This is a genomic window from Polynucleobacter sp. MG-5-Ahmo-C2 (genome assembly GCF_018687735.1).
Lineage (GTDB): Bacteria > Pseudomonadota > Gammaproteobacteria > Burkholderiales > Burkholderiaceae > Polynucleobacter.
Genome location: NZ_CP061304.1, coordinates 975,923 through 992,603 on the forward strand (window position 1 = coordinate 975,923; position 16,681 = coordinate 992,603).

16 protein-coding genes are annotated in these 16,681 nt (G+C 46.2%); 4 read left to right on the forward strand and 12 right to left on the reverse strand.

Going from position 1 to position 16,681, the window contains the following annotated elements; genetic code table 11:
* Positions 1–38: 38 nt before the first annotated feature.
* The 11 genes from secG to C2740_RS05125 all read right to left on the reverse strand — a co-directional run bounded on the left by secG (position 39) and on the right by C2740_RS05125 (position 11,823).
* Positions 39–383: a preprotein translocase subunit SecG gene (secG, locus tag C2740_RS05075; RefSeq protein WP_215291996.1), complete on the reverse strand. Its 345-nt coding sequence runs from the start codon at positions 381–383 to the stop codon at positions 39–41.
* Between the two features lie 22 nt (positions 384–405).
* Positions 406–1,164, reverse strand: coding sequence for a triose-phosphate isomerase (tpiA, locus tag C2740_RS05080; RefSeq protein ID WP_215291997.1), 759 nt, complete (start codon positions 1,162–1,164; stop codon positions 406–408).
* Positions 1,165–1,179: 15 nt separating this feature from the next.
* Entirely contained in the window at positions 1,180–2,178 is a 999-nt protein-coding gene (locus C2740_RS05085; RefSeq protein ID WP_215291998.1) for an NAD(P)H-quinone oxidoreductase, read from the reverse strand.
* Between the two features lie 32 nt (positions 2,179–2,210).
* Positions 2,211–4,376 carry a polyribonucleotide nucleotidyltransferase gene (pnp, locus tag C2740_RS05090; RefSeq protein WP_215291999.1) on the reverse strand — a complete coding sequence of 722 codons (2,166 nt, stop codon included), beginning with the start codon at positions 4,374–4,376 and terminating at the stop codon, positions 2,211–2,213.
* 265 nt (positions 4,377–4,641) lie between these two features.
* Positions 4,642–4,911 carry a 30S ribosomal protein S15 gene (gene rpsO / locus C2740_RS05095; protein ID WP_068948469.1) on the reverse strand — a complete coding sequence of 90 codons (270 nt, stop codon included), beginning with the start codon at positions 4,909–4,911 and terminating at the stop codon, positions 4,642–4,644.
* A 210-nt stretch (positions 4,912–5,121) separates the two neighbouring features.
* Positions 5,122–6,669, reverse strand: a complete 1,548-nt coding sequence (locus tag C2740_RS05100; RefSeq protein WP_215292000.1) for a 2-isopropylmalate synthase — start codon at positions 6,667–6,669, stop codon at positions 5,122–5,124.
* A gap of 227 nt (positions 6,670–6,896) precedes the next feature.
* Entirely contained in the window at positions 6,897–7,757 is an 861-nt protein-coding gene (gene pssA / locus C2740_RS05105) for a CDP-diacylglycerol--serine O-phosphatidyltransferase (protein ID WP_215292001.1), read from the reverse strand.
* Between the two features lie 25 nt (positions 7,758–7,782).
* A complete protein-coding gene (locus tag C2740_RS05110) occupies positions 7,783–8,430 on the reverse strand; it encodes a phosphatidylserine decarboxylase (RefSeq protein WP_215292002.1) in 648 nt (215 codons plus the stop codon).
* A 42-nt stretch (positions 8,431–8,472) separates the two neighbouring features.
* Positions 8,473–9,489: a ketol-acid reductoisomerase gene (gene ilvC, locus C2740_RS05115; protein ID WP_215292003.1), complete on the reverse strand. Its 1,017-nt coding sequence runs from the start codon at positions 9,487–9,489 to the stop codon at positions 8,473–8,475.
* Between the two features lie 55 nt (positions 9,490–9,544).
* A complete protein-coding gene (ilvN, locus tag C2740_RS05120; RefSeq protein ID WP_215292005.1) occupies positions 9,545–10,036 on the reverse strand; it encodes an acetolactate synthase small subunit in 492 nt (163 codons plus the stop codon).
* The gene (locus tag C2740_RS05125) at positions 10,036–11,823 is read right to left on the reverse strand and encodes an acetolactate synthase 3 catalytic subunit (protein ID WP_215292006.1); all 1,788 of its coding nucleotides are present in this window, start codon (positions 11,821–11,823) and stop codon (positions 10,036–10,038) included. Before C2740_RS05125 ends, ilvN begins: the two co-directional genes overlap by 1 nt.
* Positions 11,824–12,015: 192 nt before the next feature.
* On the opposite strand from C2740_RS05125, the gene C2740_RS05130 reads away from it, so the two are divergent.
* The 4 genes from C2740_RS05130 to C2740_RS05145 are packed head-to-tail and all read left to right on the forward strand — an operon-like array spanning position 12,016 to position 14,236.
* On the forward strand, positions 12,016–12,585 hold the full coding sequence (locus C2740_RS05130; RefSeq protein WP_215292007.1) for an RNA polymerase sigma factor: 570 nt from the start codon (positions 12,016–12,018) through the stop codon (positions 12,583–12,585).
* The gene (locus tag C2740_RS05135) at positions 12,582–13,043 is read left to right on the forward strand and encodes a DUF3619 family protein (protein ID WP_215292008.1); all 462 of its coding nucleotides are present in this window, start codon (positions 12,582–12,584) and stop codon (positions 13,041–13,043) included. The genes C2740_RS05130 and C2740_RS05135 overlap by 4 nt, the downstream gene beginning before the upstream one ends.
* A gap of 14 nt (positions 13,044–13,057) precedes the next feature.
* Positions 13,058–13,675 carry a DUF3106 domain-containing protein gene (locus C2740_RS05140; RefSeq protein ID WP_215292009.1) on the forward strand — a complete coding sequence of 206 codons (618 nt, stop codon included), beginning with the start codon at positions 13,058–13,060 and terminating at the stop codon, positions 13,673–13,675.
* Positions 13,676–13,699: 24 nt separating this feature from the next.
* Positions 13,700–14,236 carry an RDD family protein gene (locus C2740_RS05145; protein WP_215292010.1) on the forward strand — a complete coding sequence of 179 codons (537 nt, stop codon included), beginning with the start codon at positions 13,700–13,702 and terminating at the stop codon, positions 14,234–14,236.
* On the opposite strand, the gene C2740_RS05150 is transcribed toward C2740_RS05145, so the two are convergent.
* Entirely contained in the window at positions 14,219–16,669 is a 2,451-nt protein-coding gene (locus C2740_RS05150) for an ABC transporter permease (protein WP_251369597.1), read from the reverse strand. The two genes, C2740_RS05145 and C2740_RS05150, sit on opposite strands and share 18 nt — an antisense overlap.
* Between the last annotated feature and the right edge of the window lie 12 nt (positions 16,670–16,681).

The window sequence follows — 16,681 nt, forward strand, 5'->3', positions numbered from 1 at the left end:
CAAATTTGAGGCAGGTAAATCTGTAAAAACCTACTTTTTTACTTAGGAACAGCAGGTTTAGTAGGGTCTTGGACTGGGGCTGCAGGAACAGCTGGCGCTACCGTAGGTGCGACCGTTCCAGAGAGAACCCCAGGATTTACTTCCCTCTGATTACCAAGCCAAGTAATGCCTAGGGTGCATATAAAGAAAACTGCGGCAAAAATAGCGGTTGCGTGAGACAAGAAGTTAGCAGAACCACTGGCACCAAATAAGCTACCTGAAGCACCAGAGCCAAAAGCAGCGCCCATATCAGCACCCTTACCTTGCTGCAAAAGGACTAGCAGAATCACAGCCAATGCTGAAATCACCTGCAATACGATCAATAAAGTCTTAAGCCATTCCACAATTCATCTCCAAATAAAAAATCTATGCCTTACAAATAGCCAAAAAGTCTTGGGGATCTAAAGAAGCACCCCCAACCAATCCACCATCAATATCAGGCATTGCAAATAACTCGACGGCGTTGTCAGGTTTGACACTGCCGCCATACAAAATTCCAACGTGGGAAGCAACATCCTCATCAAATTCAGCCAATTGCAGACGTATAGCACGATGCATATCCTGGGCAACTTGAGCGCTAGCAACCTTTCCGGTACCAATTGCCCATACTGGCTCATAAGCAATTAGGCAATCAGCCAAACGATCTTGCAAGACCGTTAATTGCTTTGCCACTTGACCACGCACTACCTCAACGGCCCTACCAGAATTTCGTTCATCAGCAGTTTCACCAACACATATTACGGGCGTCATCCCGCTGTCTAAGACTTGCAATGCTTTGGCCGCCACTAGTTCATCAACCTCTTGATGAAACTGACGGCGTTCCGAGTGGCCAAGGATAACGTAACTGCAACCCATTTCTTTGAGCATGGAAGCAGCAACCTCTCCAGTGTAAGCGCCAGAAACATCAGCTGATGCATCTTGCGCACCAAGACTCAAAAAGGCCAAAGAATGCTCCTTAATCAATGAGGCGCATTGAATTAAATATGGAAACGGTGGGCACACTGCAAACTGACGACCAGAAGGCATGCCACTTTCCATTCCGCGGGCAACAGTTTTGATCCAATCTTCATTGCTAGCAAGATTGCCATTCATTTTCCAGTTGCCAATGACGATGAGTGGGCGCATGTTCAGGAGAAGCTTCTAGACTGTTAAAACTATTTTGCCAACATGCTCAGAGGATTCCATCAAGCGATGGGCATCTGCGGCCTGATCCAGTGTGAATGTTTTGTAAATTACTGGCTTTAATTTGCCGGCATTGAGCAACGGCCAAATACGATCATGCAGCTGCTGAGTAATCTGCTTTTTGAATGAGACTGGGCGTGGACGCAATGTTGAACCAGTAATGGTCAAGCGTCGACGCAAAATTTGTCCAGTATTTACTTCGGCTTTAGACCCACCCATGATGGCAATGATCACAATCCGGCCATCATCGGCCAAGCAGTCAATTTCTTTTTGGACATAATTACCGGTAACCATGTCGAGCACAACGTTAACGCCCTTACCACCAGTTGCCTTTTTAATCTCTTCAACAAAGTCTTGAGTTTTGTAATTGATAGCCAGATCAGCGCCTAACTTAAGGCAAGCGGCGCACTTCTCATCGGTGCCGGCAGTCACAAATACTTTGTGACCCAAAGCTTTGGCAATCAATATAGCGGTGACGCCAATACCGCTAGAGCCACCCTGAACCAGCAGTGTTTCGCCTTCAGATAGTTCACCACGCATGAAGACATTGCTCCATACGGTGTAGAACGTTTCAGGCAAGGAAGCGGCTTCTTGATCGGTAAAACCTGTTGGGTATGGCAAGCATTGAGCAATAGGTGCCGTGCAGAGCTCAGCATAACCACCACCTTGCACTAAAGCACAAACCTTGTCGCCAAGCTTGAGACCAAACAGATTGTCGGCATGCGATAAATCGCCACCAACAACTTCTCCAGCAACTTCAAGACCAGGAATATCAGATGCGCCTGCAGGCACTGGATAATGACCCTTGCGCTGCAATACGTCTGGGCGATTAATACCAGCAGCAATCACCTTAATCAAAATCTCGCCGGAACCAGAAGTTGGCACCACTGGATCCGGACGAGTGGCAGCCACCAACATTTCTGGTGCGCCAAATTCTTTGATTTCCATTACGCGCATAAGAGCTTCTCGCAGTAGTAGACGTGTATGACTTAAGCTGTTTCGTCAGTTGGAGCAACTTCAGCCGCAGCCTCAGAAACGCTAGCCAAAGGAGCAATCGTACCACCTTCATCAGCCATTGCAGCTTTGAGAGAGAGGCGCAAACGACCACGCTCATCAGCAGCAAGCAACTTCACGCGAACCACTTGGCCTTCTTGCAAATAGTCTTTTACCTCCTTAACGCGCTCGTTAGAGATTTCAGAAATATGCAAGAGTCCATCTTTACCTGGAAGAATATTTACCAAAGCGCCAAACTCGAGCAACTTCACCACTGGGCCTTCATAGATCTTGCCTACTTCGGCTTCTGCAGTAATGCCTTCGATACGTGCTTTTGCTTCTGCCATGCCTTCGGCACTAGTAGATGCAATGGTTACGGTGCCGTCATCTTTAATATCGATACTGCATCCCGTTTCTTTGGTCAGAGCTTGAATAGTTGCACCGCCCTTACCAATAACTTCACGAATCTTATCTGGATGAATCTTGAATGACACCATGCGTGGAGCATGAGCAGACAATTCTGTGCGAACTGAGCCCATCGCTTCTTGCATCTTGCTCAAGATATGCAAACGACCTTCTTTAGCTTGCGCCAAAGCCACTTGCATGATTTCTTTCGTAATACCTTGAACTTTAATATCCATCTGAAGCGCAGTAATGCCGTTTGCAGTACCTGCTACTTTAAAGTCCATATCACCTAAGTGATCTTCATCACCCAAGATATCGGTTAACACAGCAAAACGATTACCATCCAGAATCAAGCCCATTGCCACACCGGCAACGTGAGCTTTTACTGGAACACCAGCGTCCATCATTGCTAAACAGCCACCGCAAACAGAAGCCATAGATGAGGATCCATTGGACTCAGTAATTTCTGAAACAACACGGATGCTGTATGCAAAATCTTCTGGGCTTGGCAATACTGGGATCAATGCGCGCTTAGCCAAACGACCGTGACCAATTTCACGCCGCTTAGGGCTACCTACACGGCCTGTTTCGCCAGTAGCAAACGGAGGCATGTTGTAGTGGAACATGAAACGATCGCGGTATTCACCTTCAAGAGCATCAATAATTTGCTCGTCGCGGGCAGTACCTAAAGTAGCAACTACCAAGGCTTGTGTTTCACCACGAGTAAACAATGCGGAACCGTGTGTACGTGGCAATACGCTATTACGAATTTCAATTGGACGAACAGTGCGAGTATCGCGACCGTCAATCCGTGGCTCGCCATTCAAAATCTGGCTACGAACAATCTTCGCTTCGATTTCAAACATGATGTCGCTCACAGCAACTGCATCAACGTCACCTTCTTCAGATAACTTAGTCATGACTTCTTTAGAAATCTCTTTAAGCTTGTCTGAGCGTGCGCCCTTTTGACGAATCTGATATGCCTCACGCAATGGCGCTTCAGCCAAGGCGGTTACCTTGGCAATAAATGGCTCATCTTTAGGAGCGGCAACCCAATCCCATTCTGGTTTACCAGCTTCACGCACTAATTCATTAATCGCATTGATCGCAGTTTGCATTTGGTCGTGGCCATAGACAACGGCGCCCAACATCACTTCTTCAGAAAGTTGATTTGCTTCGGACTCAACCATCAACACAGCAGCTTGTGTGCCAGCAACGATTAAATCGAGCTCGCTAGTAGCTTGTTCTGTACGGGTTGGATTCAAGAGGTATTGACCATTTGCGTAACCAACGCGGGCTGCGCCAACTGGGCCAGCAAAAGGAATGCCTGATACAGCTAAGGCTGCTGAAGCTGCGATCAAAGCAGGAATATCGGCAGGCACATCTGGGTTGATAGACAACACATGCACCACAACCTGAACTTCATTCAAGAATCCTTCTGGAAACAAAGGACGTAATGGGCGATCGATCAAACGGGAGATCAATGTCTCACCTTCAGAAGGACGGCCTTCACGACGGAAGAAGCCGCCAGGGATCTTGCCTGCAGCGTAGGTCTTCTCTAAATAGTCAACTGTCAATGGGAAAAAGGATTGACCTGGCTTTGCAGACTTAGAGGCAACTACAGTACCCATTACAACGGTGTCATCAACGTTCACAATGACAGCACCACCAGATTGGCGAGCAATCTCGCCTGTTTCCATCGTTACTTGATGGTTGCCCCATTGAAAACTCTTTACTGCTTTATTAAACATAGTCATTCTGATCTTCTCCAAATTGTTCACGCAAAACTCACATGAGCATTGCGCTTGTCGTGGGATAAAGCAGTGTCACGACAACACTGGAGCGATTTAAGGTCACAAGGGATGCCATTCCAGGGAGGCTCTGATCCATTCAGAAACTCATTGGAATGACACGATCCCCTACACAAGTGAACTTGAAAAGCCCAAAAAACATGCCATCTGCTTAAGACTGATTCTGCGAAGAAACAACCCTAAGAAAGATGGCATTGCATACTAATAAGAATTACTTACGGAGACCTAATTTGTCGATCAATGCGCGATAGCGATCCAAATCTTTGCCCTTGAGGTAATCCAAGAGGCGACGGCGACGTGAAACCATCTTCAACAAGCCACGACGGCTGTGATGATCTTTAGCGTTAGCCTTGAAATGGGGGGTTAATTCATTGATGCGGGCTGTTAGCAATGAAACTTGAACTTCAGGGCTACCCGTATCGTTTGCGCTGCGCGCGTTTTCTTTGACGATTTCCGCCGTTTTAATATCAGCAACTGCCATTTTTAATACTCCTTACTTGCGAACACTTGAGCTTTCACCCAATTAGTGTCGTGCGTTGTTAACAAAATTTACAAAATAAAACAAAAAAGCTTTATAAATCAAAGCCCTCGAATTGTAGCAGATTGAGAATCGCCAAGGCTTTGATGGCAGAAAAGCCACCGCAAGGTAGCTTTTCTAGATATTTTCATATAAATCAATAACTTATAGTATTTATGGGGTCATTTGGGCGTTTAATTTGACCTGACTAGGGTCGTGAAGCTTATTTAAAGCAGACAAATAGGCCTTAGCAGAGGCAGCAATAATGTCTGGATCTGTGCCAACGCCATTCACAATCCGACCGCCTTTCGCCAAGCGTACTGTTACCTCGCCCTGGGATTGTGTGCCTGAAGTAATCGCATTAACTGAGTAGAGCAATTGTTCAGCCCCACTCTTGGCGATTTCTTCAATGGCATTCAAACTTGCATCCACCGGTCCATTCCCTTCTGCCTCAGAACTCACTTCTTTTTCACCCATACGGAAAGTCACCCGTGATTTAGGGCGCTCACCCGTTTCAGAGTGTTGACTCAAAGAAATAAAATGGTAATGCTCACCCTCTTCTGCAGCCGCAGAATCAGACATGATGGCGATGATGTCTTCATCAAAAATTTCGGATTTTTGATCAGCCAAGGCTTTAAAACGCGCAAATGCTTCATTCAAATCTGCCTCGGCTTCGACAGTAATGCCCAATTCTAGTAGGCGCTGTTTAAAAGCATTACGGCCAGACAACTTGCCCAAGACAATCTTATTAGTAGACCAGCCCACATCCTCTGCACGCATGATTTCATAAGTCTCACGATTCTTTAAAATACCATCCTGATGAATGCCCGACGCATGGGCAAAGGCATTTGCACCAACTACTGCTTTATTGGGTTGGACAACAAAGCCGGTAATTTGAGAAACCAATTTAGACGCAGGAACAATTTGGGTTGCATCGATATTGCAGACCATGTCAAAGTAATCTTTGCGGGTACGCAAGGACATCACAATTTCTTCTAATGCAGTGTTGCCAGCGCGCTCACCTAAACCATTAATAGTGCACTCAATCTGACGTGCTCCACCAATCTTCACGCCTGCCAATGAATTCGCAACCGCCATACCTAAGTCGTTATGGCAATGCACTGACCAAACGGCCTTATCAGAATTGGGAACCCGGGTACGCAAGGTCTTAATAAACTCGCCATACAACTCAGGCGTTGCATAACCTACGGTATCAGGGATATTAATAGTAGTAGCACCTTCATTGATGACGCCTTCAACCACCCTGCATAAGAAATCCATCTCAGAGCGGTAGCCATCTTCAGCGGAGAATTCAATGTCCTCCGCTAAGTTTCTGGCAAACCGAATGGAGCGTTTAGCTTGCTCTAGAACCTCTTCTGGAGACATGCGCAATTTGACGGCCATGTGTAAAGGGCTGGTAGCCAAGAATGCATGGATACGCTTTGCTTTAGCGGCCTTCAATGCATCAGCAGCACGTGTAATGTCTTTGTCATTTGCTCTAGCTAATGAACAGACGATAGAGTCTTTTACTGCAGCAGCTACCGCAGAGATCGCCTGAAAGTCACCTTCAGAGCTGGCAGCGAAACCTGCTTCGATCACATCTACCTTAAGGCGTTCTAACTGACGAGCAATGCGAACCTTCTCATCCTTGGTCATAGAAGCACCAGGGGATTGCTCACCGTCACGCAAGGTCGTGTCAAAAATGATTACTTTATCGCTCATTACTACTCTCCGGTTTTGAATGCTTTATTAACAACTACTCAATTTAAATCTTAAAAACAAAAAACCCCAGCAATTAGCTGGGGCTGGTATGTGGTGGTTAATGAATTATTTTGATCTCATTAACTCAGGCCTTACCCGCCCCAAGCTTTAGGCTTAGTGCTAGCAGAAGGAGGCTGTTTAAAGAGAAGTTCATCAACATAGAATTAATATACCCGAAAATTCTAAAATTAGCTAAAACGCTTGCCACTGAGGTGTTCCCAGGCCCAAATGACATAGCCGGAGATGGAATACACCACAAATACACCAAATAAGGTCAATGGCGGATTCGAGGAAATTAAAACAAATGTCAGAATCATTAAGACCATCACGCCAAATGGCACGCGGTAGCGAACATCAAGCGCCTTGCCGCTATAAAAACGCGCATTTGAAACCATAGTCAAACCAGCATAAACCGCGATAAAGAAGGTAACCCAAGGAATTGCGGTGTCTCGCACCGGAATCTTGTTGTCATCAGCCAACCATATAAACCCAGCCATCAATGCACCAGCCGCCGGGCTTGGTAAACCCTGGAAGAATTTCTTGTCGACAACACCAGTGTTCACATTAAAACGTGCTAAGCGCAACGCTGCGCCAGCGCAATAAGTAAAGGCAGCCAACCACCCCCACTTACCTAAATCCTTTAAAGCCCACTCGTATGCTACTAAGGCAGGTGCAACGCCAAATGACACCATATCAGCTAATGAATCGTATTGCTCACCAAACGCACTCTGTGTATTTGTCATGCGCGCTACACGGCCATCCATACCATCCAATACTAAAGAAGCAAAAATGGCAATTGCTGCAACTTCAAACTGGTGGTTCATGGCGTTTACGATAGCGAAGAAGCCACTAAATAAGGCAGCTGTTGTAAACGCATTCGGGAGCAAGTAAATACCTTTACCGCGGGGGCGAGGTTTTTCATGCAACTCTTCTACATCAAAATCAATCCCATCGCCCAAATCTTCGGCCCACTGTTCTTCTGCAGACCCTAAACGTCTCTGCGAAAGGCGACTGCGATCAATACGGCCACGGCGGCGAAATGTTGTCAATGAGTGTCCTGGTGATAAGTTCTAATCAGTCCAAGCCTGGCAAGCGGGCTAAGGCAGTGTTTGTTGCAAATACTTTATCACCAACACTGACCATTGGCACAGCAGTCAGCGGCAAATAAACATCAACCCTTGAACCAAAACGAATAAAGCCATAGCGTTCGCCCGCTTTAAGGCGATCACCAACATGGATGTAGCAAAGAATACGACGCGCAATAAGGCCTGCGACTTGAACTAAGGTCACAGTCTGCCCATTAGCATCAATGACAACGGCGTTACGCTCATTCTCGGTTGATGCCTTATCTAAGTCCGCATTAACAAATTTACCTGGGAAATATTGAATTTCTTTCACCAGGCCATTAATTGCACTGCGATTAGAGTGGACATTAAATACATTCATGAAAACACTAATTTTGAGCGCTTCACGACCAGCATACGGATCATTGGCTTTCTCGACCACAACAATCCGTCCATCAGCTGGCGATAAAACCAAATCACGACCTAAAGCAGGAATGCGCTGTGGATCGCGAAAGAACTGCAGAACAAAGATAAAAATGATCCAAAGTGGCCATGACCATGCAATGCCACCTAGAAAGTGAACCAACAAAGTCAGAGCCCCCACTAGCGCTAAATACGGCCAACCTTCTTTCGCAATAATGGGGTGCGGATACATCATCTTTGTTCTGAGCCTTTTGTTTAACTGCTTTTGTTTGAATGCTTAGTTTTTGGTTTGATCAACTAATTTGTTCTTAGCAATCCAAGGCATCATCGCACGCAACTTAGCGCCAACAATTTCAATTTCGTGCTCTGCGTTCAAGCGACGACGAGAAATCAGGGTTGGGGCACCTGCTTTGTTTTCCAAGATAAAACTCTTTGCGTATTCGCCAGTTTGAATATCTTTTAAACACTGACGCATCGCATTTTTAGTTTCTGCCGTAATAACGCGCGGACCAGTGACATACTCACCGTATTCAGCATTGTTAGAGATGGAGTAATTCATGTTAGCAATACCGCCTTCGTAGATCAAGTCAACGATCAACTTAAGCTCGTGCAAGCATTCAAAATAAGCCATTTCTGGAGCGTATCCAGCTTCAACCAATACTTCAAAGCCAGTTTTGATAAGGTCAACTGCACCACCACAAAGAACAGCCTGTTCACCAAACAAGTCAGTTTCAGTTTCTTCGCGGAAGTTGGTTTCAATAATGCCGGCACGGCCGCCGCCATTGGCTGTTGCATAAGAGAGGGCAACATCACGTGCAGAGCCAGATTTATCTTGGTACACAGCGATCAAATGCGGAACGCCGCCGCCTTGTGAGTAAGTACCACGCACAGTATGGCCAGGTGCTTTAGGAGCAATCATGATCACATCTAAATCAGCGCGTGGCTGAACTTGACCGTAGTGAACGTTAAAGCCGTGTGCAAAAGCAAGGGCTGCACCCTGTTTGATATTGCCATGTACTTCTTTGTTATACACATCAGCAATTTGCTCGTCTGGCAACAACATCATGACAACATCAGCATCTTTAACGGCTTCAGCTACCTCTTTTACTGTTAAACCGGCATTAGCAGCCTTGCTCCAAGAAGCGCCGTCTTTGCGCAAACCGACGGTCACATTAACGCCAGAGTCTTTAAGATTCAATGCGTGTGCGTGGCCCTGTGAGCCATATCCAATGATGGTGACTTTCTTGCCCTTAATCAGGGACAAATCAGCGTCTTTATCGTAAAAAACTTTCATGCTCTTTCCTTGTGTTGAAAATGTATTTTATTGCTTAATGAATCAGTTAAAAAAATTAAACCTTGAGGATGCGTTCGCCGCGCCCAATACCAGATCCGCCTGAACGAACAGTCTCCAAAATCGATGCACGATCAATCGAATCAATAAATGCATCCAACTTAGCACTATCACCAGTTAATTCAATGGTGTAGCTCTTATCCGTCACATCAATAATGCGGCCTCGAAAAATATCAGTCGTACGTTTTAGCTCTTCACGCTCTTTACCAACGGCACGAACCTTAATCATCATGAGCTCACGCTCAATATGAGGACCTTCGCTGAGATCAAACACCTTCACTACCTCAACAAGGCGATTCAAATGCTTAGTGATTTGCTCAATCACATCATCTGAACCAATGGTAACAATCGTCATACGTGACAAAGAAGAGTCTTCGGTAGGCGCAACACTTAAGGTTTCAATGTTGTAACCGCGAGCTGAAAACAGGCCCACTACGCGCGATAGTGCGCCAGGTTCGTTCTCAATCAATACAGAAATAATGTGTCGCATTAGAGATCCTCGCTACCCAAAAGCATTTCTGTAATTCCTTTGCCCGCTTGAACCATAGGCCAAACGTTTTCTTCTGGATCAGTTTGGAAATCCATAAACACAGTGCGATCCTTCAAGCGAATGGCTTCCTTGAGTGCGCCCTCAACATCAGACTTCTTCTCAATGCGCATACCAACATGACCATAGGCTTCAGCCAACTTCACAAAGTCAGGCAATGAATCCATATAAGAGCTGGAATAACGTTTGTTATAGGTGAGCTCCTGCCATTGACGAACCATACCTAGGTAACGGTTGTTCAACGAAACAATCTTCACTGGAGTGTTGTATTGCTTACAGGTAGAAAGTTCCTGAATACACATCTGAATAGAGCCTTCACCAGTAATGGCGAAAACATCTTGGTCTGGAAATGCTTTTTTAATACCCATAGCGTATGGCAAACCAACGCCCATGGTACCAAGACCACCCGAGTTAATCCAACGACGTGGCTTATTAAATTTATAGAACTGAGCGGCCCACATCTGATGCTGACCAACGTCAGAGGTGATGAATGCATCACCGCCTGTCAGTTCCCATAACTTCTGAACAACATACTGTGGTTTCACAATTTGAGACGCTTCATCGTATTTCAAGCAATCCTTTTTTCGCCACTCATTAATCTGCTCCCACCATGCGGCAACTTTTTCACCGTTCTTGCGTGGACCAGCAGCTTTAAGTTGCGCGGTCATCTCAACCAATACCTCTTTGAGATTACCAACAATCGGAACATCAACCTTCACGCGCTTAGAAATGACGGAAGGATCAATATCAATGTGAATGATTTTGCGCGGATGACTTGCAAAATGTTGCGTATTCCCGATTACGCGGTCGTCAAAACGCGCACCAATGGCAATCAATACATCGCTGTGTTGCATTGCCATATTGGCTTCGTATGTGCCATGCATACCAAGCATGCCCAAAAACTGTGGGCTTGTGCCCGGGAAGCCGCCAAGACCCATCAAGGTATTGGTGACTGGATAACCTAATAGGTCAGCAAACTCTTTGAGCTCTGGTGCTGCATCGGCCAGAATGATGCCGCCGCCGGTATAAATATATGGTCGCTCTGCTTCTTGCAGCAAAGCTACCGCTTTACGAATCTGACCACTGTGACCTTTTACTACTGGATTGTATGAGCGCATCTCCAGAGTTTCGGGATAAGCGAATGGGCCTTTTGCTGCTGACACATCCTTAGGGATGTCGATCAACACAGGGCCTGGACGACCTGTCTGCGCAATATGAAAAGCCTTCTTCAAAACTAATGGCAAATCTTTAACGTCCTTTACCAAAAAGTTATGCTTCACAATTGGGCGAGTAATACCAACAGTGTCAGCCTCTTGGAATGCATCCTCACCAATTGCATAAGTTGGAACGTTACCGCTGATGATCACCATCGGGATCGAGTCGGTATAAGCCGTAGCAATTCCGGTAACCGCGTTGGTTACGCCAGGACCAGAGGTGACTAATGCAACGCCAACCTTACCGGTTGCACGCGCATAACCATCGGCCGCATGAATTGCTGCTTGCTCATGGCGAACGAGGATATGTTCAAACTTATCTTGCTTAAAAATTTCATCGTAGATAAAAAGAACAGAACCGCCTGGGTAACCCCAAACAAATTCAACTCCTTCTTTGTGCAAAGCTTGCACAAGCATCTCTGCACCAATTATTTCTAGAGGTGCCGCTACGGCATTTGGATTTACTGTGTCTTTGTTAGCTTTAGTAGCTAAAAATTCGGCGCTGCTTGTATTCATTTTCTTTAGTCCTTTGCAATTTTCGGCAAAAAATTGTTTGGTCTGTTCTATCTCCTGCTTGTGGCCTGAGTTCGAACGGCGCTGCTACCGGAAAAACCACTTCTTGAATGAGAATCTAGGTAGTAAGCCTTATATTCTATAGCAATCCCCTAAAATATCCCAATTCTTACCGATTCAGGTCTAATCCATTGCATGGCATCAGCCCAAGAACTATCTGACTTTTTGAGTAGTGTCGAGCAGCGCGCTTTCAAGCAAGCGGTGTATGCCGTGCGTGATGATGATGCAGCGATGGATATTGTTCAGGACGCAATGATTAAGTTGGCAGAAAAATATGGCGATCGTCCAGCTGCAGAGCTTCCCTTAGTTTTCACCAGAATCTTGCAAAACCGAATCCATGACTGGTTTCGTCGACAAAAGGTTAGAAACACCTGGGTGACCCTCTTCTCCAATATGGGCAAGAAAAGCGATGAAAGTGATGATTTTGACCCCCTGGAGTCTCTTGCTGCGCCTGATGACAGCGAAATTCACCAAGACGGGGCCCAAAAGCTTGAACAAAGTCAGCTTTTACAGGCTTTGGAGTCAGAAATTGCTAAATTACCTGTACGTCAACGAGAAGCCTTCCTGATGCGTTATTGGGATGAGCTAAGCATTACTGAGACCGCTAAAGCAATGAGTTGTAGCGAAGGAAGTGTCAAAACCCATTGTTCTAGAGCCACTCAGACTCTAGCTAAAGCATTGAAATTAAAAGGAATTACGCTGTGAAATACCTAAATGACCCGCTAACCGAGACCCAAGCAGACCAATTTGGTCGTGCTAGCGCTGCCTTACTTAGTCAGGGAGCCCAGAATCTGCCTACCGGCATTCAAGGTCGCCTCCATGCGGCCCGTATGAAAGCGCTTTCTGTTAGAAAAGCAGAAAAAATACTTGTTCAAAAACCAGTATTTGCAGGCACAGCGGGTAGCTGGAGTTCTGGATCTAATGGGATTTGGGACACAGTGGGTTGGGTAGCACCTTTAGCAGTCCTAGTATTTGGGCTCATTGGCATTGCTCAATGGCAGGATGAATCGCGCATTAACGACATTGCAGAGGTAGATGCGGCGCTATTGTCCGATGATGTGCCACCAGATGCTTATGCAGATAGCGGCTTTTTGGCCTTTCTTAAAAATGGCCCCCTATCTGATTCTGGTGACAACGCTTCAGACTCAGTTCAAAGCAAATAACTACACCCTTATAGATGTCACGTATACCCAAGTTATTCATTGCTAGCGTTTCCATAGCGCTGCTAACGTGCACCTCTCTTTTGGTTAGCTCTCAAGCGCAGGCGGAACCGGCAGCTACTGCTGCCCATGGAAAAGCAGCCGCGATTCCAGAAAAAAAACCAGATGGCACTTGGGAAAACTTAAAGCCTGCACAACAACAAATTCTGGCACCACTCGAGAGTGATTGGGACTATATGCTTCCCGATAGTCGTAAAAAATGGACTCAGGTTGCTAACATCTACCCAAAAATGAGTACGCAAGACCAACAGCGTTTGCAATCCCGCATGACCAGCTGGTCAAACTTATCTCAGAAAGAGCGTCGGATTGCACGGGAGAACTACCTTAGTAGCCTAAAGTTCCCTGCAGAGAAAAAAGCTGAGGCCTGGACTGCATATCAAAAGCTCAGTGATGAACAAAAGAAAAAATTGGCTGACACGGAAGCCAAGAAAAAACCTAATGCCATTAATGCGCCTACACTTCAACAGCATGCAATTAACCCAAACACCACACCACCACCTCCAGCGCCAAAACCCAGAAGCATTCCAGCCGAAGGCGTTGCGCCAGCTGCTGAGACAACTGCGCCTACTAACTAGTCTTCTTTACTCTGAAGCAGCACTATGACGCCTGCTGAACTCAGTGCATTACCCTCCCCCCAGTTTTGGCGGCGCGTTTCATGCTCTCTATATGAGCAACTCGTACTTCTTGGAGTTATCGCATTCATTTTTTTATTGCCTAATCTTGGCCTTGGCATCTTATTCGGCGTCTCACTACCAAGCTGGTTAACCTTTTTATATCTCTACACAGTATTAGGCGTTTACTTTGTTTGGTACTGGACAAAATCAGGCCAAACACTAGCCATGCAAACCTGGCGCGTTCGAATGATTGATCAGCAGGGTAATACCCTCAATAGACGTCAAGCCTTGTGGCGCTACATTTATGGCTCTCTGTGGATCATCCCTTGCGTTTTATTGCAGTGGGCATTTCATTTGGAGAAGTGGCAAATCATTGAAATGCTTTTTACAGTAGCCCTCTTTTTTTGGCCACTCACCATTTATTTAGATCGAAGAGAGCCGATGCACAGACAAGGTTTAGCGGATCGCTTTGCAGGCACTCGCCTAGTAGAGCTACCTAAGCAATTAGTGACTCTCTCTTAAGCATTCGATTGCAGTCGCAGTCTGAATTCTTCGGCCAAATCGATAGCCCGCCGCTAGGCAAGCAGTCATCCCAAAACAAATGCCCATGAAGAGTGATTGCGCAAAGGCATTAAATTCAATCTCCATGACATAGCGGCCTAAGGCCCATGCAGCCGCACCTGCTGCAAACCCTGCCAATGTACCCGCAACGACACCAATGACGAGAAGCTCAACACGCGCAATACTTGCCAAGGTCTTTCTTGAGGCCCCGATAGCCTTTAGCAAGGCAGCGTTTCTAAATCGCTCATCCTGAGTTGCCGCAATAGCAGCCATCAGAACCAATACCGCTGCAGCAATCGTAAATGTGAAAAGTAAACCCAATGCAGCAGAAAGTTTATTTAAAACATCTTGTATCTGCCTCAATGAGGCCGAGACATCCACAACCGTAAGGTTGGGATAAGCTTGACTCATTTGAAAATCAAGCATCTCTTGATCTGGCGTTTGATAGTAAGAAGTAATCCATGACTGTGGCAAAACACTTAATTGGGCAGGCGGCATAATGACAAAGAAATTCACCCGCATTGATCCCCAGTCTAATTTACGCAGCGAGGTTATGGGTGCTGTGATTTTTTCTCCTGCTACTTCAAAAGTGAGCTGGTCACCCATTTTCAGTTTTAACGTTTTAGCAATGCCGGTCTCTATCGAGATTTGTGGGCTATCGCCTGCGATCCATTTACCGTCAGTAATGCGATTGCCTGGCGGCAGTTGCTCTGTATAAGAGAGATTAAATTCCCGATCTACTAAACGCTTAGCATTATCTTCTACGAAATCACTAGGAGAAATGTCACGCTGATTGATTGCAATTAAGCGACCTCGTATCATGGGATAAAAGTCTGGGGTTGGCACTCCTGCATTTACCAAAGATTGGGTAATGGCAGACTTTTGCTCGCCCTGGACGTTAATCATGAAACGATTCGGGGCATCTTGTGGAATATTGCCTTGCCAGGTACTCAGCAAGTCTTGACGCAGCAACAAGATCATTAATAGCGCCATTAAGGCTATGCCTAACGCGGTAATTTGCATCACCGCAAAGCCTGAACGCCTGCTTTGTACAGTAATCGCAAAGCGAATGGCAAAGTTCCGTGTCTGAATTTTGGACAATAACTTCAGAATCATCCAAGCACATCCAGAAAAGAGAATAATTGCCCCGCCAAAACTCAGGCCAGCCCAAAAGGCCAACTTCCAATCGCGTGCTGCTAGTGCAATTAAAATGGCGGCGGTCCCCAAACCAATAATCGCTATCCAGATTGCGGAGCGATTGATAGCCTCAAACTCTTTCCGAATCAATCGTATCGGTGAAACTTTCACTAATGCATACAGCGGGGGTCCAGCAAATCCAATTAATAAGAACCAGGCAAAAAGTGAGCTCCAGATAACCGGCCATATCGAGACGCCGGGCAGAGTAGTAAGAATTAAATTGCCTAATAAAAAAGTGAGGGCCAGCTGCACTAGGTAACCCAACACTGAACCAAGGGCGGCCGCCAGGATCCCTAAACTCAGTAAAGTCATGAGTTGTTTTTTGAGAATAGTAGCAGCCGTAGCACCAAAACATTTCAGGACGGCACACCCGTCTGCTTGTTTAATGGCATAACGCCGTGCTGATAGCGCAATCGCTACTGCTGCAACCATAGCCGTCAATACAGCAATTAAAGACAAGAAGCGCTCTGCCCGCTCCAAGGTCTTGCGCATCAAGGGCTGGGCATTTTCTAGCGTCTCAATCCGTAAGCCCCGCAGTCCTTCTGAATCAATATAGGTCTTTACCCACTTTTCATAAGACTGGACTTGTTCGTCAGCACCAGCAAGCAGTAAACGATAAGTTACCCTGCTACCAAGACCAATTAAGCCTGTTGTGGGTAAGTCGTCCAATGACATCATGACGCGAGGTGCAAAGTTCATGAAGCCTGCGCCGCGGTCAATCTCACGCTCGATCACGCCTGCAATCAGAAATGTTTTCTGCCCAAGCACCATTTGATCACCGAGCTTTGCCTGCAAACTTGCCAGCATGACTGGGTCAAGCCAAACAGAACCAGGAGGCGGCCCGGAATGAAACCTTACATTGCCCGATAGAACCTGTAGCGCACCTCGCAATGGATATGATGGGCTCACCGCCTTCAGTGAAGCCAGCTTGCTAAGGGTCCCAACAGTTGCCATACTCGGGAACACAATCGTTTGCGCTATTTGCAGTCCTCTGCCGCGCGCTTCTAGAAGAAAGTCTTCTGGTATTGGCTGATCTGCAGCAATCACAATATCTGAAGCAAGTAATTGGCGGGCATCAAACTGAAATGCTCTTTGCATTCGATCAGCTAGAAAGCTCACGCTAGATAAGGCGGTTACTGAAAGTGCAAGCGCCACAAACAACCAGACCAGCTCTTGAGAGCGTAGCTCTTGTCTCAAACCCCTAAAGAA

Bases quoted from the DNA above. Each gene is read 5' to 3' on its own strand.
- tpiA (WP_215291997.1), bottom strand. From the start codon at position 1,164: ATGCGCCCACTCATCGTCATTGGCAACTGGAAAATGAATGGCAATCTT.
- C2740_RS05100 (WP_215292000.1), bottom strand. From the start codon at position 6,669: ATGAGCGATAAAGTAATCATTTTTGACACGACCTTGCGTGACGGTGAG.
- C2740_RS05130 (WP_215292007.1), top strand. From the start codon at position 12,016: ATGGCATCAGCCCAAGAACTATCTGACTTTTTGAGTAGTGTCGAGCAG.
- C2740_RS05145 (WP_215292010.1), top strand. From the start codon at position 13,700: ATGACGCCTGCTGAACTCAGTGCATTACCCTCCCCCCAGTTTTGGCGG.
- pnp (WP_215291999.1), bottom strand. From the start codon at position 4,376: ATGACTATGTTTAATAAAGCAGTAAAGAGTTTTCAATGGGGCAACCAT.
- C2740_RS05140 (WP_215292009.1), top strand. From the start codon at position 13,058: ATGTCACGTATACCCAAGTTATTCATTGCTAGCGTTTCCATAGCGCTG.
- C2740_RS05110 (WP_215292002.1), bottom strand. From the start codon at position 8,430: ATGATGTATCCGCACCCCATTATTGCGAAAGAAGGTTGGCCGTATTTA.
- C2740_RS05125 (WP_215292006.1), bottom strand. From the start codon at position 11,823: ATGAATACAAGCAGCGCCGAATTTTTAGCTACTAAAGCTAACAAAGAC.
- ilvC (WP_215292003.1), bottom strand. From the start codon at position 9,489: ATGAAAGTTTTTTACGATAAAGACGCTGATTTGTCCCTGATTAAGGGC.
- C2740_RS05085 (WP_215291998.1), bottom strand. From the start codon at position 2,178: ATGCGCGTAATGGAAATCAAAGAATTTGGCGCACCAGAAATGTTGGTG.
- ilvN (WP_215292005.1), bottom strand. From the start codon at position 10,036: ATGCGACACATTATTTCTGTATTGATTGAGAACGAACCTGGCGCACTA.
- rpsO (WP_068948469.1), bottom strand. From the start codon at position 4,911: ATGGCAGTTGCTGATATTAAAACGGCGGAAATCGTCAAAGAAAACGCG.